At 71.7% G+C, this 19,653-nt stretch carries 22 protein-coding genes and 1 pseudogene; 6 read left to right on the forward strand and 17 right to left on the reverse strand.

Annotation, left to right across the window (positions count from 1 at the left end):
* Positions 1-64: 64 nt before the first annotated feature.
* From ACFW6B_RS29560 to ACFW6B_RS29620, 13 genes are all read right to left on the reverse strand, one after another.
* Complete coding sequence (locus ACFW6B_RS29560; protein ID WP_386600662.1) at positions 65-613, reverse strand: MOSC domain-containing protein; 549 nt, start codon at positions 611-613, stop codon at positions 65-67.
* The gene (locus ACFW6B_RS29565) at positions 610-1,155 is read right to left on the reverse strand and encodes a Clp protease N-terminal domain-containing protein (protein WP_386600664.1); all 546 of its coding nucleotides are present in this window, start codon (positions 1,153-1,155) and stop codon (positions 610-612) included. The genes ACFW6B_RS29560 and ACFW6B_RS29565 overlap by 4 nt, the downstream gene beginning before the upstream one ends.
* Positions 1,156-1,157: 2 nt before the next feature.
* Positions 1,158-1,400, reverse strand: a complete 243-nt coding sequence (locus ACFW6B_RS29570) for a hypothetical protein (protein WP_386600666.1) — start codon at positions 1,398-1,400, stop codon at positions 1,158-1,160.
* 188 nt (positions 1,401-1,588) lie between these two features.
* Positions 1,589-2,821: an MFS transporter gene (locus ACFW6B_RS29575; RefSeq protein ID WP_386600668.1), complete on the reverse strand. Its 1,233-nt coding sequence runs from the start codon at positions 2,819-2,821 to the stop codon at positions 1,589-1,591.
* Between the two features lie 47 nt (positions 2,822-2,868).
* Positions 2,869-3,621 carry a phytanoyl-CoA dioxygenase family protein gene (locus ACFW6B_RS29580; RefSeq protein WP_386600669.1) on the reverse strand — a complete coding sequence of 251 codons (753 nt, stop codon included), beginning with the start codon at positions 3,619-3,621 and terminating at the stop codon, positions 2,869-2,871.
* Positions 3,622-3,756: 135 nt separating this feature from the next.
* Complete coding sequence (locus ACFW6B_RS29585; protein WP_386600671.1) at positions 3,757-4,437, reverse strand: TfuA-like protein; 681 nt, start codon at positions 4,435-4,437, stop codon at positions 3,757-3,759.
* Positions 4,434-5,762, reverse strand: a complete 1,329-nt coding sequence (locus tag ACFW6B_RS29590; protein ID WP_386600673.1) for a YcaO-like family protein — start codon at positions 5,760-5,762, stop codon at positions 4,434-4,436. The genes ACFW6B_RS29585 and ACFW6B_RS29590 overlap by 4 nt, the downstream gene beginning before the upstream one ends.
* The gene (locus ACFW6B_RS29595; RefSeq protein ID WP_386600674.1) at positions 5,759-7,747 is read right to left on the reverse strand and encodes an alpha/beta hydrolase family protein; all 1,989 of its coding nucleotides are present in this window, start codon (positions 7,745-7,747) and stop codon (positions 5,759-5,761) included. The genes ACFW6B_RS29590 and ACFW6B_RS29595 overlap by 4 nt, the downstream gene beginning before the upstream one ends.
* 4 nt (positions 7,748-7,751) lie before the next feature.
* Entirely contained in the window at positions 7,752-8,576 is an 825-nt protein-coding gene (locus ACFW6B_RS29600) for a JmjC domain-containing protein (protein WP_386600677.1), read from the reverse strand.
* Positions 8,577-8,655: 79 nt separating this feature from the next.
* Positions 8,656-9,420: a JmjC domain-containing protein gene (locus ACFW6B_RS29605; protein WP_386600679.1), complete on the reverse strand. Its 765-nt coding sequence runs from the start codon at positions 9,418-9,420 to the stop codon at positions 8,656-8,658.
* 175 nt (positions 9,421-9,595) lie between these two features.
* On the reverse strand, positions 9,596-9,727 hold the full coding sequence (locus tag ACFW6B_RS29610) for a hypothetical protein (RefSeq protein WP_386600681.1): 132 nt from the start codon (positions 9,725-9,727) through the stop codon (positions 9,596-9,598).
* A gap of 80 nt (positions 9,728-9,807) precedes the next feature.
* Complete coding sequence (locus ACFW6B_RS29615; RefSeq protein WP_386600747.1) at positions 9,808-10,701, reverse strand: transketolase family protein; 894 nt, start codon at positions 10,699-10,701, stop codon at positions 9,808-9,810.
* Positions 10,702-10,762: 61 nt separating this feature from the next.
* A complete protein-coding gene (locus ACFW6B_RS29620) occupies positions 10,763-11,482 on the reverse strand; it encodes a thiamine pyrophosphate-dependent enzyme (protein ID WP_386600748.1) in 720 nt (239 codons plus the stop codon).
* 124 nt (positions 11,483-11,606) lie between these two features.
* Between ACFW6B_RS29620 and ACFW6B_RS29625 the strand changes: the two genes are divergently transcribed.
* On the forward strand, positions 11,607-12,599 hold the full coding sequence (locus ACFW6B_RS29625) for an aldo/keto reductase family protein (RefSeq protein ID WP_386600683.1): 993 nt from the start codon (positions 11,607-11,609) through the stop codon (positions 12,597-12,599).
* 34 nt (positions 12,600-12,633) lie between these two features.
* Entirely contained in the window at positions 12,634-13,185 is a 552-nt protein-coding gene (locus tag ACFW6B_RS29630; protein ID WP_386600686.1) for a GNAT family N-acetyltransferase, read from the forward strand.
* 135 nt (positions 13,186-13,320) lie between these two features.
* Here ACFW6B_RS29630 and ACFW6B_RS29635 read toward each other — a convergent pair whose 3' ends face one another.
* Complete coding sequence (locus ACFW6B_RS29635; protein WP_386600687.1) at positions 13,321-13,992, reverse strand: GntR family transcriptional regulator; 672 nt, start codon at positions 13,990-13,992, stop codon at positions 13,321-13,323.
* 147 nt (positions 13,993-14,139) lie between these two features.
* Between ACFW6B_RS29635 and ACFW6B_RS29640 the strand changes: the two genes are divergently transcribed.
* The 3 genes from ACFW6B_RS29640 (at position 14,140) to ACFW6B_RS29650 (ending at position 16,176) form a co-directional block, all read left to right on the forward strand.
* Positions 14,140-14,679, forward strand: coding sequence for a YbhB/YbcL family Raf kinase inhibitor-like protein (locus ACFW6B_RS29640; protein WP_386600689.1), 540 nt, complete (start codon positions 14,140-14,142; stop codon positions 14,677-14,679).
* A gap of 8 nt (positions 14,680-14,687) precedes the next feature.
* Positions 14,688-15,380 (forward strand): iron dependent repressor, metal binding and dimerization domain protein, encoded by a 693-nt coding sequence (locus ACFW6B_RS29645; RefSeq protein ID WP_386600690.1) that lies wholly within the window; start codon positions 14,688-14,690, stop codon positions 15,378-15,380.
* A gap of 91 nt (positions 15,381-15,471) precedes the next feature.
* Positions 15,472-16,176 (forward strand): Clp protease N-terminal domain-containing protein, encoded by a 705-nt coding sequence (locus ACFW6B_RS29650; protein WP_386600692.1) that lies wholly within the window; start codon positions 15,472-15,474, stop codon positions 16,174-16,176.
* Between the two features lie 15 nt (positions 16,177-16,191).
* On the opposite strand, the gene ACFW6B_RS29655 is transcribed toward ACFW6B_RS29650, so the two are convergent.
* On the reverse strand, positions 16,192-17,769 hold the full coding sequence (locus ACFW6B_RS29655) for an acyl-CoA carboxylase subunit beta (RefSeq protein WP_386600694.1): 1,578 nt from the start codon (positions 17,767-17,769) through the stop codon (positions 16,192-16,194).
* The gene (locus ACFW6B_RS29660) at positions 17,766-18,365 is read right to left on the reverse strand and encodes a hypothetical protein (protein ID WP_386600696.1); all 600 of its coding nucleotides are present in this window, start codon (positions 18,363-18,365) and stop codon (positions 17,766-17,768) included. Before ACFW6B_RS29660 ends, ACFW6B_RS29655 begins: the two co-directional genes overlap by 4 nt.
* Positions 18,366-18,875: 510 nt before the next feature.
* Here ACFW6B_RS29660 and ACFW6B_RS29665 point away from each other — a divergent pair.
* Complete coding sequence (locus tag ACFW6B_RS29665) at positions 18,876-19,199, forward strand: acyl carrier protein (RefSeq protein ID WP_386600698.1); 324 nt, start codon at positions 18,876-18,878, stop codon at positions 19,197-19,199.
* 95 nt (positions 19,200-19,294) lie between these two features.
* On the opposite strand, the pseudogene ACFW6B_RS29670 reads toward ACFW6B_RS29665, so the two are convergent.
* Positions 19,295-19,653, reverse strand: a pseudogene (locus ACFW6B_RS29670) (esterase); the annotation flags it as partial.

Below are 19,653 nucleotides of genomic sequence, written 5' to 3' on the forward strand. Positions count from 1 at the left end.
GCCGGCCGGTGCCGCCGGTCGGCCCCGGCTCTCTCGCGCCGGCCGGCCTGTGCGGTCGCAGCCCTCAGACGCGTTCCAGCGCGCGGTGCGGGCGGGCCGGGAGTTCGGCCTTGACAAGATCGCCGGGACGGACGGTTCCGCCGCGGTGGACGACGGCCATGACACCACATCTGAAGGTGAACTCGGCGGAGTGCGGGTCCAGGGCGAACATCTCGCCCAGCAGGCCGGGCCGGAAGTCGTTGATCTTCGAGCAGGGGTTGCGCAGTCCGGTCACCTCGACCACCGCGTCGGCTCCCAGGCGCAGCAGGGTGCCGGTGGGCAGGGCGAGGAGGTCCACGCCGCGGGTGGTGATGTTCTCGCCGAGCTGTCCGGCAAAGACCTCGTAGCCCTTGGGCGCGAGTTCCTCGAAGAGTTCCTCGTGCATCAGGTGGACCTGGCGCAGGTTGGGCAGGTCCGGTTCGTAGGTCATGCGGAACTGGTGGCGGATCGTCGGGCCGGCGTGGACGTCGCCCTCCACTCCGAGGCCGGCGAGCAGGGTGACGGAGGGGTGGTTGGGCTTGCTGAAGGCGTAAGTGGCGTTGCGGCTCACCGCCGTGACGCGTCCCGTGCTCACGTCCCCTCCGGGGCGGCATGGGCGAGGATCGTCTCGCGCAGGGCGGCGGGGTCGGCTTGGAAGGAGGCCAGGATCTTCAGGGCGTGGCCTTCGGGGACGGTGAGCAGGCCGAGCAGGATGTGTTCGGTGCCGAACGTGTCGCGGCCCAGTGCCCGGGCCTCGCTGAGGGTGTTCGTCAGTGCCGTGCGGGCCTCGGGGGTGTAGGCGGGCCGGGGGAACTGGAAGGCGCCGGGGCCGAAGGAGGTGTCGGCCTGGCGCTGGATCTGCGTCACGTCGATGCCGAGCGAGGACAGGGCGTCGCGTGCGGGCCGTCCTCCCGTGGCGGGGATCCCGGCCGCCTCCAGGACGCGTACGGTCTCGTGCCGGGCCCGTTCCAGGTCGACGTTCTGCCCGTGCAGCACCCCGGCGGCCGTCCCGGATCCGGTGGCCAGGAGGCCGAGCAGGAGGTGTTCGGTGCCGATGAAGTCGTGTCCCAGGGCGATCGCCTCGTCCTGGGAGGCCGCCACGGCCTGCTTCCCGTGGTCGGTGAAGAACTCGAACACTTCTACTCCTCCAAGCCCATGGCCTTGCGCCTGCCCGAGTGCTTCTCGTGCACCGACTGCCTGCTGACCTTCAGGGACGTGGCGATGCTCTGCCACGACCAGCCCTGGCTGCGGGCGTTGTCGACGTGCAGCCGCTCCAGTTCCTCCAGGAGACGGCGCAACGCGACGACGGCCTCCAGGCCGACGGCGGGGTCCTTGTCGGTGACCAGGCCCGCCAGCGAGGCCGGGGTGTCCTCAGCTCCCATGCGTGTCAGGCTGCCCTGACACGTGGCGGATGTCAAGGAAACCTGACAGGGGTGTCCGGGATCCCGGATCCGGCAGGCCGCGCGGCTCAGGGGCGGCGGTGCGGGGCGGCACCGGGGGGCGGTGCGGCAGGTGTCGCGGCAGCGGGCGGCGTCGCGGCAGGACTTGGGGAGGATGTCGAACGGGAGCATCAGAGGGGTGCCGGGACCAGGTCGTCCTTGCGGGCCCGGCGCACGGCGGGGGCGATCGCGGCCGTGCCGACGAGGAAGGTCAGGCACAGGACGAGCCAGCCGTACGAGCCGTGGTGGGTCACCAGGAAGGAGACCACGGCCGGTCCGACGGTCGCCTGGGCGACCGTGTGGAGGTGGAACGCGCCCAGGTACTCCCCGCGTGCTTCCTCGGGGGCGAGCCCGAAGCCGAGACCGAACGCGCTGGCCGACTGCCACAGTTCGGCGAACGTGACCAGGAGGACCGCTGTCAGGGCGAATCCGCCGGCGATCCAGGCTGTCGTCGTCGCGTTGCCGATGGCCAGGGCGAGGCACGCCGCCATGCTGATCAGCCCCGCCCTGCGTGCCACGCCGACGGCGCCGTCCAGGGTTTCGGAGCCCTTGGCGCACCGCACCTGGAAGAGCACGACCAGGATCGTGTTCAGCACGAAGACGACGGGGATGACGCTGCGGGGAAGCTTGTCGCTGGTCACGAGCCACAGCGGTATGCCGACCATGAGGACGGCGCTGTGGAGGGCCAGAAGGCTCGACGCGCCGATGACGCCGAGGAAGGGCGTGTCCTTCAGTGCGCGGAAGCGGGAGACGCGTTCGGTCCTGACCGGCAGGGCGCGGGTGCGGGGCAGCCGCAGCACGACTGCCGCCGCCAGCAGGAAGGAGAGGGCGTTGCCCAGGGGCAGGGCCTGCATCGCGGCGCCTCCGGCGCCGATCAGCGCCGCCGCTGTCAGGGCGCCGATGGAGAAGCCGACGTTGAACACCGACCGCAGGGCCGCGCGTGCGCCGACCCGGTCGTCCTCCGGGACCAGCTCCGCGATCAGGGTGTGGAACAGCGGGCCGCTGCCCCATTCGAGCGCTCCGATCAGCCCCACCAGCGGGAAGAACGCCGGCAGCGAACCGACCGCCGGGTAGAGGCAGTAGGCCAGTCCGATCGCCAGCAGGGCGAGGAACAGCAGGCGCCGGGCCCCGATCCGGTCGGCGGCCATGCCCATGAGCACGCTGGAGACGAATCCGGAAAGGCCCGCGAGGGAGAGGCCGAGGCCGACCTGTGCCGCGGGAAGACCGGCGACCACGACGAAGTAGACGGCCGAACCGGACATGAAGATCCCGCCGCCCACGCTGTCGAGGAAGTGCAGCAGGCCGAGTGTGCGTGCCGGTCCCCTCAGCGATGCGTAGTTGTTCCGCACGAAAGAAGCGATCACGTTGAACTCCGTGGCGTGGGGCGTTGTACGCCTGTGGCGGGCCGTCCTCAGGGGAGCGGGGGGAAGTCGTCGTCCGGGAAGGGGCGTCCCGTGGTGGTGTCGGCCGGCTCGGCCAGGGGTTCGCCGCCCGGGCGTTTGCGCGGGTCGTAGCGCGTCTCGGCGTCCATGTAGACGACCACGTGGGCGATGCGCGGGTCGTCGGTGAGGTTCGGGGAGGCGCTGTGGGCGGTCAGCGAGTGGTGGAAGGTGCAGTCGCCGGCCCGCACGGGGACGGTGACGCGGGGTTTCCACACCAGTTCCGGAGCCATCCGCATCAAGTTGTCGGCGTCGCGCACGTCTTGGCGGTGCAGGCCCTCCGTGCGGTGCGAGCCGGGGATGAAGGTCATGCAGCCGCGCCTCGCGGGGACGTCGACGAGGGCGACCCAGGCGGACAGGGAGTGCCGGGAATCGAGGTGCGGCCAGAAAGGCAGGTCCTGGTGGAACTCGGTGGGGGCGTCGTTGTGCGGCTCCTTGATCAGCAGATGGTCGTGGTAGAGCCGCAGCGGGACCCCGGCCAGGGCGGTGGCCGCGGTGGCCAGGACCGGGTCGAGGGTGAGCTCGCGGAGGATCTCGTCCTGCTGCCACACCTGCATCACGCGGGTGAACGTCGGATCGGGAGGAACGTCCTTCTGGCGGTCACGGGCCGCCAGTGCCGCCTTGGCGTAGCGGGCGGCGTCGTCCTTGCCGATGATGCCGGGGATGTGGACGAACCCGTCGCGCCGGTAGGCGGCTTTCTGTTCTTCGGTCACGGAGCGGGGCATGCGGTCCTCCTGCCGGGATCCGGGGCGGTCCCGGGCCTCCGTGCGGGGCCCGGGATCTCGTGGTGGGTGGGCTTGTGTCCCGGGGGGTGTCGGCGCCGGTGCGCCGAGGACGCCGTCCGGGGTGCGGATCGTGGTTCAGGACGCCAGTGCCGCCCGGACGGCTTCCAGCGCGTCGAGCCGTTTGCGGTCCCAGTCGTCGAGGCGCTCGTCGGCGAGGTGTTCCTCCAGGACCGTTGCGGCGCCTTCGGGAAGCCCGCGTCTCCACTGCTTGAGCAGGACGGGGTGGCGCCGGGCGCGGAAGTTGACCGACCGCGCGATCTCCAGCGCGGTGCGGGCCTCCTCGGCGGAGAGGTCCTCGTCCCTGACCCGTTCGGCCAGCAGCCAGCGGACGTTCACCAGGGGGATCGTGACGGGCGTGTAGTCCTCCGGGTCGTAGAGGAGCGCCACCTCGCCGTCGGACTCGATCGAGCCGTTCGCGTACCGCTCGTAGACCCAGCCGCTGCCGGTCATCCCGATCGTCCGGCACTCCGCGGCCCGCAGGGCGCCCATGGAGGACGCGCCGGTCAGGCGGTGCCCGGCGAACAGGAGGGCGCGCACCTCGGTCACGCTGACCGCGAGGCTCTGGCCGAACTCCCCGTCCAGCATCACGATCTTGCGCGTGGACTCGGTGCCGATGAGGGACGCCAGGTCGTGGCGGCGGACCGGCGGGCGCAGGTCGAGGGCCCGGTCGTGGTCCTCGGCGAGCCGGTGCAGGTGCGTCAGGTCGGCGGGGCGCAGCGAGGGGCCCGTGAACACCGTGACGGTGGAGGCGCTCATGACAGGGGCTTCGCGAGTCCGGCCCGCACCATCTCGCGGTGCAGGCGTGTTCCCAGCCGGGCGGGATCGTTGTGGTGGACCTCGAGTCCGGGAACGATCGCCTTGGTCACCGAGAAGGGGAGGCCGTCGGGGGCCAGTTCCGTGGCGAGCACCAGGGGGAGCCCGGCGTGCGCCAGTCCCGCCAGGACCATGTCGAGGTCGCCGTCCGTCGTGCCGGTGCCGGCGCTTTCGATCACGTCGAAGTCCGCCGTGGGCCGTCCGCCGCTCCACTTCCGGTACATCTCCTGCAGTGCCTTGTAGGAGGAGTGCCGGCGATAGGCCTGGGTGGTGAAGTCCTCCCGTGCGCCCGCGATGACCGCGAGCCTGGACTGGGCGGCCTCCGTCAGTGCCCGGGTCACCGCGACGACCGGATCGAGGTGGCAGCCTGCACCGCCGTTGAAGAGCATGCCGTCGGCCGCCTGGGTGTCATCGGTCGTCGCGAAGAAGGTCGGCACCCCGATCTCGTTGACGTAGGCGAAGACCTGGACCTCGATCCTGATCCGCTGGAATCGCCCGACCAGTTCCCGGGCCGCGTCCGGCAGTGAGGACAGCCGGATGTTCCAGCCGCTCTTGAGGGTCTCGCCGAAGGCCGTGCAGTCGTGCTCGATCGTCTCGAGCAGCCCGTGCAGCAGGGCTTCCTGCGGGCTGTTGCCCACGGCGAGGCCGATGGTGTTCGACCGGAACATCCCGCACTCGTTCGGGAACGGGACGAAGACCGCGAGGGCGGGCACCAGGATCTCGATGTCCGAGGCCAGTTCCCGTACGGGCCACCAGGCGATGGAGGTGTCCTCGGTCCAGGTGTGGCCCCGCTTGAGGATCAGGCGCCGCGGGTCGAGGACCGGGACGCCCGCGTCGCGGAGCTCGCCGTACGAGGCCCGCAGCGGGGGCTCGCCGGCGCGCTGTTCGCACCAGGTCCGTTCGATCGCCTCCATCATGGCCGACACCCGGGCCGCGGCCGGGGTCATGCCCTTGCCGCTGGTCACCGTGTTGAGGCCGGGGGCCGCGGTGGGGCGGAAGCTGTTGAAGACGGGGATGCCGAGGTCGTCGAGTTCGGTGACGTCGGCGATCCGGGTGATGCCGCACCGGGTGAAGGAGGCCCGGGCCAGTGCTTCGGTCTCCTGCAGCGTCCGGGTCCGCAGGGAGGTGCCGCAGGCGGTGGCGGGCGCGTCCTTGGAGGGCGGGAACCAGTGGGCGCGATCGAGGCTCGGGGTCGGGCCGGCGGGAACGTCCCGTGCGGGGGCACCCGTACGGGCCCCTGCGGGGATGTCGGTGGCAAGGGTCGTCATCTGATGCTGAGTTCCTTTCGGGCCGATCGGCCGCCGAGTGTCTCGCGGCACGCGCGGGCCACCCACCGGTGCCAGGCGGCGGCGTTCGCGGGTCTGAGGATGCTGTGCCTCTCGTCGGGGACGAGCATGAGCTCGACGTCCATGCCCAGGGCGTCCAGCGTCCGGTAGACGGCGCGGGATTCACCGACGGGTACGTGGGTGTCCTCGCAGCCGTGGGACAGCAGCACCTTCGTCCGTGGCGAAAGCGTCTCCAGGCGCAGGCTCTCCGAGCGGTAGGAGGGTGAGGAGTCCACCGGGCCGTACTCGCGCAGCCAGTGCCAGTGCAGGTCGCACGCTCGCGCGACCGCCGGGAAGTCGGCCCAGCCGCAGTGGCTGACGATCAGGCGCGGGTCGTGCAGGAGCGTTCCCAGGGCCAGTGACAGGAAACCGCCGAAGCTCGCTCCCATCACCGCCACGCGGTCGGCGTCCAGGCGTGGATCGAGCAGTGCGTGCGTGACCTGTCCGGCGGCCACGGCGGCCACCTCCGAGGTCCACTTTCCCCATCCCCGTTCGATGGCGTCCTGGCCGTAGCCGACCGACAGGGGCGGGTCGGGCATCAGGACCGCGTACCCGTCGGCCACGAACGGCCACGGGTTCCATCGCCAGGACCAGTCGGTCCAGCTCAGCATCGGTCCGCCGTGGCACCAGACCAGGACGGGCAGTTCCCGCTCGACGTGCTCGGGCAGGCAGAGCCAGCTGCTCCATTTCGCGCCGTCGGGTGCCGTGTAGGTGAGGCGTTCCAGCAGTCCGTGGGGGGTGGCCGCGGCGGCCGGGGCGAAGATCTCCGTCCGGGGGGCCTTTGGCGGGGCGAGTGCGAGGCCGACGACCGAGGGGGGTGAGGCGATGGAGGAGCGGACGGCCAGGGCCTCGTGCGGGCCGGCCGTCACGGAGAGCACCGAACCGCCGGTGTCGACCCGGGTGACGGCGTCCCCGTCGACGGCGACCCGCCACAGGTGGCGCTGTCCGTCCTGCTCGCCGGAGCACAGCAGGTTCCCGGGGTCCTGCCAGGCGCGGGGCTGGAGCCAGTCGCGGTGGTCCTGGCCGACTCTGCGCACGACGAGGCCGTCGCTCGAGACCAGGACCGCTTCTTGGCGGGGTGCGCTCCCGGGGACCGCGATCCGTTCGGCGGTGCAGGCGAACCAGGTGCCGTCCGGGGAGGCGATCATGTCGCTCAGGTCGTCGTCGGCCCAGACCTGCCGGGCGTCGTGCGGTGCGCCGAGGGGGAAGACCAGCAGTCCGTGGCGGCGGTGTCCGCCGGGAAGGAAGCGGACGAGACCTGCGGCGCACCGCAGGCCGTCGGGGGTCAGCGCGAGCTGGCCGGTCAGAAGGGTGTCCTGGCCGAGCGGGGTGTCCAGCGGTTGCGGGCCGGCGGTGTCCGTGTCCAAGGGCACGGCGACGAGTCTGAGCACCTCGGTGCCGTACCGGTGGCCGGAGCGGGGCCAGAGGTCGCCGTCGACGGTCACCGCGGTCAGGCCCTGGCGGGCCGGCTCCCGCCGCAGCGCGCGGTCCGCGGCGAAGGAGTCCGCCTGCGCGTGGAACCAGGCCGCCGCGACGGCCGTCCGTCCGGCGGCGGCGTAGCAGACCACGTCGCGGGCGGTGCCGAGCAGTGCTTTCGGCTCTCGTCCTTCGCGGTGCCGCCACAGTGACCGGCCGCCGACGGGGTCCGGTGCCGGGGGGCGCCGGTCGGAGAGGAACAGGTAGTCGTCGTCGCCGATGACGGTCACCGACGAGGCGCCCGCGTGGGCGTGCCGCAGGGTCGGTTCGCCGGCGTGGTCGAAGGAGTAGCCCAGGACGAAGGGGACGAGGTCGGGTCGGCCCTCGCGCTCGATGTCGGATTCGACGAGGAGACGGCTGCCGAGCCGGTGTGCCCTCTTGAGCCGCTGTTGTGCCCTGATGAGGTCGAACAGGGCGGTCCCGGCGGTGCCTTCGGTGGTGGGCTCGCTCACGGTCCTACGCCCTGCCTTCTCGTTGCCGGAGCCGCACGGCCTGCTCCGCCAGCGCTTCGTGGTCGTGGCCGGCCAGGTGGGCGCGCAGTTCGTCACGGAGCCAGGCGGCCTTCTGCGCGGGGGACCGGAAGTGGTGCGTTCCCGCGATCCCGGCTGCGGCCGGGCTCTTGAGGAACCGGGCGAGGGCCAGTTCGGCGAGATCGCGGGCCGTCGGCTGCTGGAGGGAGATCACCAGGTGGAGCGCGTCGGTGCCGGCCGGGAATCCCTGCCGTACCCGTCCTGCGGGGACGTAGAGGACGTCGCCGGTCTCGAGGACGCTTTCGCCGGCGTGCCCGTCCACGGTCCAGCGGGTCCGGCCGTCCAGTTGCACGACCAGGGCGTGGGCGCCGTCGTTCCGGGCCGGCACGCCGTCGGATCCGGCGGCCCAGAGGTAGGCGTCGGTGGTGACCTGGGCACGGCACTGGCCGCGCAGTGCGCCGGCCAGGGCGCCGATCCCGGCGTTCCAGTCCTCCAGCTGGCTCAGCACGAAGACGTGGCCGGAGGCGACCTGTGCGCGTACCGCGGCGGGCTTCGCGTACCCCGGGCGGGGCTTGGTCTGGACGATCCGGGTCTCGGACACGCCCGGGCTCGTGGGCGTGGTGCCGTCCCCGAGGACGCCGAAGTAGGGGGCGACCAGCCCGCCGCAGTCCAGCTCGTGCCATACGTGCGCGGTGGAGAGCAGCGTCGTCGCCGGTTCGCAGGTGAAGGTGGCCGTCCGGTGTCCCCACACCTCGGTGAGGAACGACTCGGCGTCGCCGACGAGGTCGGCGAGGTTCCCGGGCGTGCGCACGGGCTCTTGGGTCCGTGTGTTCTCGTCCGTCCGCGGGGACGTGGTGTCCGTTCGCGAGGAGAGGTCGGTCGCCATCGGTTCAGGCCCTCCGGTTCCGCATGCGTGCCACGGCGGAGTCGACGAGTGCGTCCGGATCCATCCGGTCCAGGTGGTCGAGCAGTCCGCTTGTCACCGCCTTGGTCTTGTCCTCGGTGGGGATGCCCGGGGCGGCGGCCTCCAGCCGGTCCGCCGCGTCGCCGAAGTCCTCCATCAGGGACTCGACGAGTTCCAGCGGGGCCGGCTCCGTGAGGGTCAGGGTCAGGTGGAGCGAGGTGCCCGTACGGGCCGTCGCGACGTGCGGGATGCCGTGCGGCAGGTAGAGGACGTCCCCGGGCTCCATGACGAAGGAGTGCGAGTGGCTGTCCGCGTCCAGGCCGGGCAGGAGCCCGCCCCGGGAGTCGACGTGCTCCGGGGTGTCGTAGATGCGCCATTCCTTGGCGCCCGCGATCTGCAGGGCCAGTACGTGGGAGGGGTCCCGGTGCGGGAGCATGCCGGTGTTGTCGCGCGGGGTGTAGAAGACGTAGGCCTTGAGCTCCGCCGGGAGCCGGCTCTCGATCTCGTCCATGAGCTGTCGTGTCGGCAGGTGCCAGTCCTCGAGCTGGCTGAGCTTCATCGTGGCGCCGTTCTCGAGGAGGGCGCGGACCTTTCGGGCGTCGGCGAAGCCGCTCACTTTCTGGCCGCGGACGTTCCTGGTCCGTGTGAAGTCCGAGATCGCGGGCTGGATCCCCTCCTTCAGGAGCATGAAATACGGCCAGCGCAGCAGGCCGACTTCCAGTGTTTCCTGAATGGCCGCCTCGTCCAGCATTCCCGTAACGGGAGAGGCGTTTTTGAAAAAGCCGTGTTTCTTGTTCCAGAAGGTCCCCATGAGATCGACTTCGTCAATGAGGCGAGGAAGCGGATGCAGAATTCCCATGAGAATCCTTTCGGTCGGGTGGGCTGTTCGGAGACGGCCCGGGGGCCGTCTCCGAACGGGCGCGCTGTCAGGCCTCGTTGATGACGCCGACGACCATCGGGCGGTCGTGGCTGGAGAGCTCCGCGACCTCGGCCTCGGCCTCGGCGGCGGACAGGACGGCCTCTTCGGTGGTGGCGGCGAGCTTGTCGTTGATGGACATTTGCTTTCTCCTTTTCTTGTTTTTTCGAATTCCGCCGGACGGCGGTTCGGGGAATAGTAGATAAGAGGGCGGGTGGCACGTCAAGAGGAAAGGAAGGAAATAATTCTCTGACGCATTCCCGCCGGGCCGAGGCCGTGCGCGATGGAGTGCTGGCGCGATGATCCGTAGTTCCGGAGTTCCGCTTTGGCGACCCCGAGAGCGAGCACTCGGTGCGGTATGTCCGTCAGGGCGTGGGATATCTCGGCCGTCGAGGTTCCCGCCAGATAGGGCTCGACCAGGACGACGGAGGGCACCGCTTGTCCGTGCAGCGCGGCGCGCAGTCCCCCGGCGTCGAAGGGGCGGATCGTGGCGGCGTAGAGGACCGTGACGTCGAGCTGTTCGGTGGCCCGCAGCACGGAGTCGGCCGTGGGGCCCACCGCGATGACCGTCGCCCGTCTCCCGCGGCGCAGGACCCGGAATCCCGGCCCGGAGCGCAGACCGTACGGCTCGCGGTTCGACTGGTTGGACAGGCGGACGTAGACGAGTCCGTCGCCCGTCGCGGCCTCGCGCAGCTGTTCCTCGGCCTCGTCCGGGTGGCCCGGCACCTGGATGGTCCAGTCCGGGAGCGTCGACAGCAGCGCGACATCACCGGGTGCCTGGTGGGAGCGGCCGCTGCTGGCCATGTCGTAGGAGGCGCCGGCGCTGACCAGGACCGCGCCCACGTCCTGGTGGTTCAGGTCGATCTTGATCTGTTCGAAGGGCCGCTCGACGAGGAAGGGGGCGAAGCTGTGGGCGATCGGCCGCATTCCCGCCAGCGACAGGCCTCCCGCCACGCTCACCAGCAGCTGCTCCCTGATGCCCAGGTTGAGCACGCGTTCGGGGTGGCTCTTTTGGGCGGCGCCGAACAGACCTGCGGTGAGATCGGCGGTCACCAGGGCGAGGTTCTCGTGGGCGTCCAGCAGTTCTGTCGTGACGTCGACGAAACGCTGACGCATGATGCCGGCCAAGGACGCTCCTTCGGATGGCTCGAGGTCTGGGTGTCTCGGGGGTCGGGGGTCAGCGGTCGGCCGCGGCACCCACGTCGGCGACGACCAGGCCGGGCCGGCCCGGGTGCGGGGCCGTGAAAGCCTCTTCCAGGGCGTCGTGGTCGCGGCCGTCGACCCGCCGGGTCGCCCAGCCCTCGCACGCGAAGCGCGACTCCAGACCGCCGGGCCAGCCCTGGGTCGCCGAGTGGTTGTCGACGACCACGACGTTCAGCCGGTCCAGAGCGGCACGGGCGGCGTAGACGACCGCCTCGTGATTGGAGCCCTCGTCGAACTCGCCGTCACCGAGCAGGACCCAGACACGGGAGTCGGTGAGTCCGCGCGCCCGCAGTCCCAGTGCCGTCCCCACCGCGAGGGGCAGGCCGTGTCCCAGGGATCCGCTGGAGATCTCGACGCCCGGGACGAGCGTGCGATCGGGGTGATAGCCGAGCGGTGACCCGAACGCGCCGAACATGTCGAACAGTTCGGGTCCGAAGAACCCCTTGGCGCACAGCACCGCGTAGTAGGCCTGCGGTCCGTGGCCCTTGGACAGGTAGAAGCGGTCCCGGTCCTCGCGCAGGTCCGGGCCGACGGACAGGACCCGGTCGTAGAGCACCCAGAGCGCGTCCACCGTCGAGGTCGCGGCCTCGGAGTGCTTCTCGTCCCCGGTCATTCTCGACATGAGTTCCGAGAGGTCCTCGAACCCGTACGGGCCCGGCTCCGCGGTCCGTCGCCGGGTCAGTTGGTCGCGCATGATCACCCTCTCGAAGGTCAACTGAGCGAGGACTCCCGTTCCGTCAACTGCGTTGGTTCGCTTGCGAGTTGACCGATCTCACGCACTCGGAACGAGCTGCTCGCCGGGCGTACACTCCCGCTCCATGAAGCATCGATCACTAGGACGCAGCGGGCTGAAGGTCAGCGAAATCACGTACGGGAGCTGGATCAGTTATACAGAGGCGTCAGCCGAACGAATCGCCCGAGAAGCGCTCGAACAGGGCATCACGACCTTCGACACCGCCGATGTCTATGGGGGAACTCAAGCGGAAGTCGTGCTTGGTCAAGCGCTGGCAAACACACGCCGGGAATCCGTCGAGATATCGACCAAGGTCTTCTCCCCGGTCGGCCCGGGACCCAACGACCGGGGCCTGTCGCGCAAGCACATCATGGAGGCGGCGCACGGCTCGCTGCGGCGCCTGGGTACCGACTACATCGACCTCTACCAGGCACACCGCTTCGACGAGCGGACCCCTCTCGCCGAGACCCTGCGCGCCTTCGACGACCTGATCCGCCAGGGAAAGGTCCTCTACGTGGGTGTGTCGGAATGGACCGCCGCCCAGATCTCGGAGGCTCTGGAACTGGCCGGCAGCATGGGACTCGACCGGATCGTCTCCAACCAGCCCCAGTACAACCTGCTGTGGCGGGTCATCGAGGAGGAGGTCGTCCCGCTGTGCGAACGCGAAGGGATCGGCCAGCTCGCCTGGTCACCACTGGCCCAGGGCCTGCTGACGGGCAGGTACCTCCCGGGCAAGCCGCCCCCCGCCGGATCGCGCGCCACCGGCGCGGCCGCCTCCCAGTTCGCCTCGGGGGCGCTGAGCGACAACGTGCTGAAGCGTGTCGCCGAGCTCGGCGAGGTCGCCTCGGACCTCGGCCTGACCATGCCCCAGCTGGCCATCGCCTGGGTGCTGCACAACCCGAACGTCTCGTCCGCGATCGTCGGCGCCACCAAGCCCGGACAGATCACGCAGAGCGCCACGGCCTCCGGGATCGAGCTGGACGAGGAGACCGTCGAGCGCATCGACCAGATCCTCGACCCCGTCGTCGAGCGCGACCCGCGCAGGACCCCCTCGCAGCCGACCGACTACGGCAACTGACGAAGGAGCAGAGGATTTTGGGGAGCAAAGCATTTTGAGGTCCACGTCGATCCGTCTGATCGACCCCTCCGACGCACCCGCGCTGGCCGAGTCGCACAGCCGGGACAGGCAGGTGTACGCGCGCTGGCTGCCCGCGAGACCCGAGGAGTTCTACACGCCCGACGGGCAGGCCACCGTCATCACGTCGCTGCTGGAGTCCCACGCCAGGGGGCTCGCCTGGCCCGGTGTCGTGGTCGTCGGCGGAACCGTCATCGGGCAGGTCACCATCAGCTCCATCCTGCGCGGACCGTTCCAGAAGGGATTCCTCGGCTACTGGATCGCCTCCCGCCACCAAGGACTCGGGCACACGAGTCGTGCCGTGGGCATGGCGTTGCGGATCGCCGAGGACGAACTGGCCCTGCACCGCCTGGAGGCGCACACCCAGCTCGAGAACCTCGCCTCCCAGGCCGTCCTCCGCAAACACGGCTTCCGTTCCTGGGGCGTCGCCCACGAGCATTTCTACGCGGACGGCGCCTGGCGCGACGAGCTGTTCTGGGAGCGGAAGCTGGGCGAAGGGCCGGCGGCCCCGGGGGCGCCGGCACGCTGACGGCACCACGGGCCACGACGGCCGGAGGCCGCACGACGCACATGTCCGGGCGCGGGTCTCGCCGGGGGCGCCCTCGCCCCCGGCGAGGGCGCCGAGGCGCGTCAGGCCCCCCTTCACCGGTCCGCAGGGGATGCGTCAGGTCAGTCCGGCCGCGGTCAGGGCGAGGTGCCCGGCCAGTACCTCGGCCGCGGTGTCGGCGTCGCGGGCGAGCGCCGCCTCCTCCAGCCGGCGGTGCTCGCCCGCGTGGTCCCGGTCGGGGTGGCGGCCGGCCGCCCAGCGGCGGGCCAGTTCGCTCGCGGTCCACGTCCGGTCGAAGGTCTCCAGCAGGACGCGGTTGCCGCAGCCCTCCAGCAGGGTGCGGTGGAAGACCCGGTGGGCCTCGGACCACGCGGCGCTGTAGTGCTCGCCCTCGCCCGGCACGTACGCCGGAGTGCGGGCCAGGCGGTGGTGGGCGGCCCGCACGCGGGCCTCCCAGTCGACGTCGCCGCGTTCGACGGCCATGCGCAGCACGACCGGTTCCATGGTGCGGCGGGCCTCCGCGATCTCCTGCCAGCGGTGGTCGGAGACGGCCGGGACGGCGAAGCCGCGGTTGGGCAGCCGGTCGGCGAGGCCCTCGCCGACCAGCCGCACGAGCGCCTCGCGCACGACGGCCAGGCTCACGCCCTGCTCCTTGGCGAGGTCCTGCGGTTTGAGGGCGTCACCGGGGGCGTGGCGCCCGCCCATGATCGCGTCCCGCAGGTGTGTGTGGACCTGCTCGGAGAGCATCTGCTTCGCCGGCAAGGTCGGGTGGGGGGCCGTCTGAGTCACAGCCGCCAGCATAGACGATCCCGAAGATAATCGATTATTGTTGCTATAGTCGATTCATCGGCCGGCAGGGGGCGGCGGTGCCGCCGCGCGCCCTTTCGCCTGCCGCGCCACCGTCATCCCGCAGCACGGCTTGAGAGGAACCACGCGATGAGCGCCAACGACCCCTTCGCCCGCCTCCCCGAGGCGGCCTCCTTCACCGTCACCAGCACCGCCGTCACCGACGGCGGCACCTGGCCGCCCGAGCAGTTCTCCGGCATGTTCGGCGTCCCCGGCGGGAAGGATCTCTCCCCGCAGCTGTCCTGGAGCGGCGCCCCGGAGGGCACCAGGAGCTACGCGGTCACCGTCTACGACCCCGACGCGCCCACCGGGTCCGGGTTCTGGCACTGGGCGGTCGCCGACATCCCCGCCACCGTCACCGAGCTGCCCGAGGGCGCCGGCGACGACACCGGCTCGGGCCTGCCCGCGGGCGCCTTCCAGCTGCCCAACGACGCCCGCGCCGCCCGCTTCGTCGGCGCCGCGCCGCCGGCCGGGCACGGCCCGCACCGCTACTTCGTCGTGGTGCACGCCCTCGGCGTCGAGTCCGTCGGCGTCGCGGCCGACGCCACCCCGGCCGCCCTCGGCTTCACCATGTCCGGCCACGTCCTCGGCCGCGCGGTCCTGACCGCCACCGCCGAGACCCCCGCCTGACGAACCGCATGTCCCGGCTCATCGACACCACGAAGACGTATCTGCGCACCATCCTGGAGCTGGAGGACGAGGGCTCGGTCCCCCTGCGCGCCCGCATCGCCGAGCGCCTGGGCCAGAGCGGCCCCACCGTCAGCCAGACCGTCGCCCGCATGGAGCGCATCGGCCTGCTGCGCGTCGCCGGCGACCGGCGCCTGGAGCTGACGCAGACGGGCCGGCGGGACGCCACCCGCGTGATGCGCAAGCACCGGCTCGCCGAGTGCCTGCTCGCCGACGTGATCGGTCTGGCGTGGGAGCAGGTCCACGCCGAGGCCTGCCGCTGGGAGCACGTGATGAGCGAGGCCGTCGAACGCCGCGTCCTGGAGCTGCTGCGGCACCCGACCCACTCGCCCTACGGCAACCCGATCCCGGGCCTGGAGGAGCTCGGCCGGACGGGCGCCGCGGACCCCTTCCCCGACGAGAACGCGGTCGGCCTCGGCGACCTGGAGCCCGGGCCGGACGGCGCCGGCGTGGTCGTACGGCGCATCGCGGAGCCGGTCCAGACCGACTCCCGGCTGATGTACGCGCTGCGGCACGCCGGGGTGCGGCCCGGCGCGGTCGTGACCGTGGCGTCGTCGCCCCGCGGTGTGACGGTCGAAAACGGCGGGCAGGCCGCCGAACTGCCCGCGCGAAGCGCCGCGCACGTCTTCGTGACCAGGCTCTGAGTCCGGCCGGGCGGGCCGGGGGCGCCGCGAGGGACGACCGGCATGTCAACTCGCGGTTGACACCAAAGGGGTGACAACCTACGGTTGACACATGACGCAGACGACTCCGCCGGTCAGGCTCGACGAGCTGATCACGGCGATCACCGAGAACCACACCGGCGCCCTCGACCGGCTGACCGGCGCGGTCCTGCTGGCCGACCACATCGGCGAGGTCGCCGACCATCTCATCGGCCACTTCGTCGACCAGGCCCGCCGTTCCGGCGCCTCCTGGACCGACATCGGCCGCAGCATGGGCGTCACCCGGCAGGCGGCCCAGAAGCGGTTCGTCGGCAAGCCCGACGCCCAGCCCTCGAACGTCTTCGAGAAGTTCTCCCTGCCCGCCCGCAGCGCCGTCATCGCCTCCATGAACGAGGCCAAGCAGGCCGGCAACGCCGAGATCGTCCCCGCGCACCTCCTCCTCGGCCTGCTCGGCGCCGGGGGCACCGCGGTCGACGCCCTGCGCGCCCAGGACGCCGACCCCGGCCGGGCCCGGGACGCGGCACTCGCCGCCCTGCCGGCGCGCAGCGACGCCGATCCGCTGCTGATCCCGTACGACGCCCGGGCGAAGAAGGCACTCGAACTGGCGTGGCGGGCGGCCCTGCGGCTCGGCAGGGACGGCGTCGGCAGCGGCCACGTCCTGCTGGGGCTGCTGGAGGAGGAGGACGGCGCCGGGCTGCTGTCCTCGCTGGGTGTCGACGCGGCGGCGGCCGAGGGCTTCGTCGCGGACGCCGCCGACGAGCCGCCCGCCGCTCCGTAGCGGGACCGCCCGCCGTCACTGGGGCTGGTTGCCGTGCTTGCGGGAGGGCTGGGCCACGTACTTGGTGCGCAGCACGGCGAGTGCGTCGATCAGCCTGACGCGGGTCTCGGCGGGGTCGATGACGTCGTCCACCAGGCCGCGTTCGGCGGCGTAGTAGGGGTGCATGAGCTGTTCGCGGTACTCCTTGATGCGCTGTCTGCGGGCGGACTCCGGATCGTCCGCGGCGGCGATCTCGCGCCGGAAGACGACGCCCGCGGCGCCCTCCGCGCCCATCACCGCGATCTCGTTGCCGGGCCAGGCCAGCGACACGTCGGAGCCGATGGAGCGGGAGTCCATGACGATGTAGGCGCCGCCGTAGGCCTTGCGCAGGATGAGCTGGACACGGGGGACGGTCGCGTTGCAGTAGGCGTAGAGGAGTTTCGCGCCGTGCCGGATGATGCCGTCGTGCTCCTGGCCGACGCCGGGCAGGAAGCCGGGCACGTCGACCAGGGTCACGAGCGGGATGTTGAAGGAGTCGCACATCTGCACGAAGCGGGCCGCCTTCTCGCTGCCCTTGATGTCGAGGACTCCGGCCAGGGCCGCGGGCTGGTTGGCGACGATGCCGACCACATGGCCGTCCAGCCGGGCCAGGGCGCACACCACGTTGGGCGCCCAGGCCTCGTGCACCTCGAAGAAGTCGCCGGCGTCCACGAACTCCTCGATGACCTCGCGCACGTCGTAGGCGCGTTTCTCGTCGGAGGGCACCAGGTCGAGCAGGGCCGGGGTGAGCCGGTCGGGCCGGTCGGCGGCGGGCTCGCAGGGCGGCTGCTCACGGTTGTTGGCGGGGAGCAGGGACAGCAGGTAGCGGACCTCGGCGAGGCAGCTCTCCTCGTCGTCGTAGGCGAAGTGGGCGACTCCGGAGAGGGTGGTGTGGGCGTCGGCGCCGCCGAGTTCGTCGTGGCTGATCCGTTCCCCGGTGACGGCCTGCACGACGTCGGGGCCGGTGATGAACATCTGCGAGGTGCCGCGCACCATGAACACGAAGTCGGTCAGTGCCGGGGAGTAGGCGGCCCCGCCCGCGCACGGGCCCATCACCACGCTGATCTGCGGGATGACCCCGGAGTTGCGGACGTTGCGCTGGAAGATGCCGCCGTAGCCGGCGAGCGCGGTCACCCCTTCCTGGATGCGCGCGCCCGCGCCGTCGCACAGGCCCACGATGGGGGCCCCGGCGGTTGCGGCCATGTCCATGATCTTGTGGATCTTCTCGGCGTGCGCCTCGCCGAGGGAGCCCCCGAAGATGCGGAAGTCGTGGGCGTAGGCGAAGACGACCTGTCCGAAGACGCGGCCCCAGGCGGTGACGACGCCGTCGGTGTAGGGGCGCTTGTCCTCCAGGCCGAAGCCGCTCGCCCGGTGTCTGCGCAGTCCTTCGACCTCGGTGAACCGGCCGTCGTCGAAGAGGAGTGCGAGCCGTTCGCGGGCGGTGAGCTTGCCCTTGGCGTGCTGCGCCCGGGTGGCCCTGTCGCTGGGGCCCCGGCGCATGTCGGCGCGTACGGCCGCGAGTTCGGCGGCCGTGCCGCGCCGATGGCCCACTGGTGTCTCGTCCAGGGCGGTCACGGGCTCCCCTTCCGGCCGTCGACGAACCACCGGTCAGCCTCCGCCAGGCCGCTCGAAGACGGTTGGAGCGGCGGACGAAGCCTGCCGCACGGGCTCTGCGCCGCGCTGCCCGCGGAGGCCGGCGGGGTGTTCCGGGACAGCAGGTCGCTGGTGTCGGCGAGGGGGCGGCGGGAGGGGTCCTGCGGCGTTTCGGGGCGGCCGACGGACAGCAGGCCCAGCAGGCTTTCGCCCGGGGCGAGTTCGGGCAGCAGCGGGGAGGGGGCGGGAAGTTCCCCGTGGTCGGCGGAGTGCCAGGAGCTGGCGTAGCCGCGGGCGTGCAGCAGCAGTTCGAGGGCGTGCAGGGCCGCGTAGGCGCGCTGGGTGCGCTCCCCGTCCGACAGGTGCGGTGTGCGGTCGGGTGCCAGCACCAGTCCTGCCCTGAGCGGGGCGGCGGGCGCCGCGCCGTCGTCCTGGAGGACCCAGTACCAGGGGTGGGGGGCTTCTCCGGATGCCGCGGCCGCGCCCTTGAGCAGGTACCGCAGTTCCTGCTCGCCGGGCGCGGGGCCGGACAGGCGTGCCGGTGCGCGGCGGGTGAGCAGGGCTGTCATGACGTCCACGGGACGACCTCCGGGATGGGCGTGGGGCGTTCGGCGGCGGTGTGCGCCACCGGTTCCGCCCGGTTCCGGGCGTCCCTGGTGGGGCGCGGCGGTACGGCGGGGTTGCGCTGCGGCCGGCAGCCGGACCAGCCGCCGGCGGTGGGGTCCCGGTACGTGGTCGTGCCGCCGCCGGCCGTACGTCGGGGAGATGGCCGTCACCGGCCGGCCGGCTCCGTCGGTGGGGCCGCGGGGGCGGCCGTGGGAGCTGAGACAACCAGGGCCGCCTAGGGCAGGGCTCGAGCGGTCCCGGAAGCCCCTCTGGAGCCGGTGGCCGCGGCGGGGCGGCGGGTTCGTCGCCGGGCCCCCTGGTCCGCCGGGCTCCTGGAGGTGCGGACATCGCCGGGGCACGCGGGCGTGCCGTCCGCTCGAACGTCGTTCCACGGCCGCTCTAGTGGGTGCGGACACCGTGGAGGTCGCGCAGCCGTATGCGCGATCTGGACCGTCCCGGCAGCCGGAAGGAAGTTCCCACCCATGGCTCAGCGTCCGTGGAACGCGAGGTTCGAGACCATTCTCCGGCAGGGTCTGCCCGGTCTGGGCAAGGACAGGTCGCCCGCCGTCGACATGCCGTTGGAGGCGTACGGGCTGGACTCCATGGCCCTCATCGGCATCGTCGTCGCTCTGGAGTCCGCCTACTGCGTCAGTCTCGCCGGGCAGGTCACCGTTCCGGTGCGCACCCTGACCGCGGGCCATCTGTGGGGCATCGTCTCGGCCGCCCTGCAGCCGGCCTGGGACACCGACCGGCACTCCCCCGCGGGCGGCGCGGCGCGCGGCCAGGCCCCGTGGATCATGGCCTGACGGCCCCGGCGCGCAAGGCACACGGCCGGGTGGCGGTGTGTCCGCCACCCGGCCTTCGCCTTCAGGTGTGTTCCGGCAGGTGATCGTGCCGGGGATCAGGTGGTCTTGGTCCGGTCCCAGGTCCAGGAGCCGGTGCCCGAGTCCCATACCTTGACGGGGCTGTTGATGTCGGTGCCGGTGGAGGTGAAGGTCCACAGGGCCGTGTGGCCGCGGCCGTCGGAGGTGTTGGCGTACTTGTACAGCGCGCCGACATCGGACTTGCCGTCGCCGTTGAAGTCACCGGACACGAGCTTGCTGAAGTCCGCGGTCCAGGAACCGGTGCCCGAGTCCCACAGCTTGACGGGGCTCCTGAAGTCGCCGCCCGTCGAGGTGAAGGTCCACAGCGCCGAATGACCGCGGCCGTCGGAGGTGTTGGCGTACTTGTACAGGACGCCGACGTCCCACTTGCCGTCAC

The sequence above is a fragment of the Streptomyces sp. NPDC058751 genome (assembly GCF_042746485.1).
Taxonomy (GTDB): Bacteria; Actinomycetota; Actinomycetes; order Streptomycetales; family Streptomycetaceae; genus Streptomyces.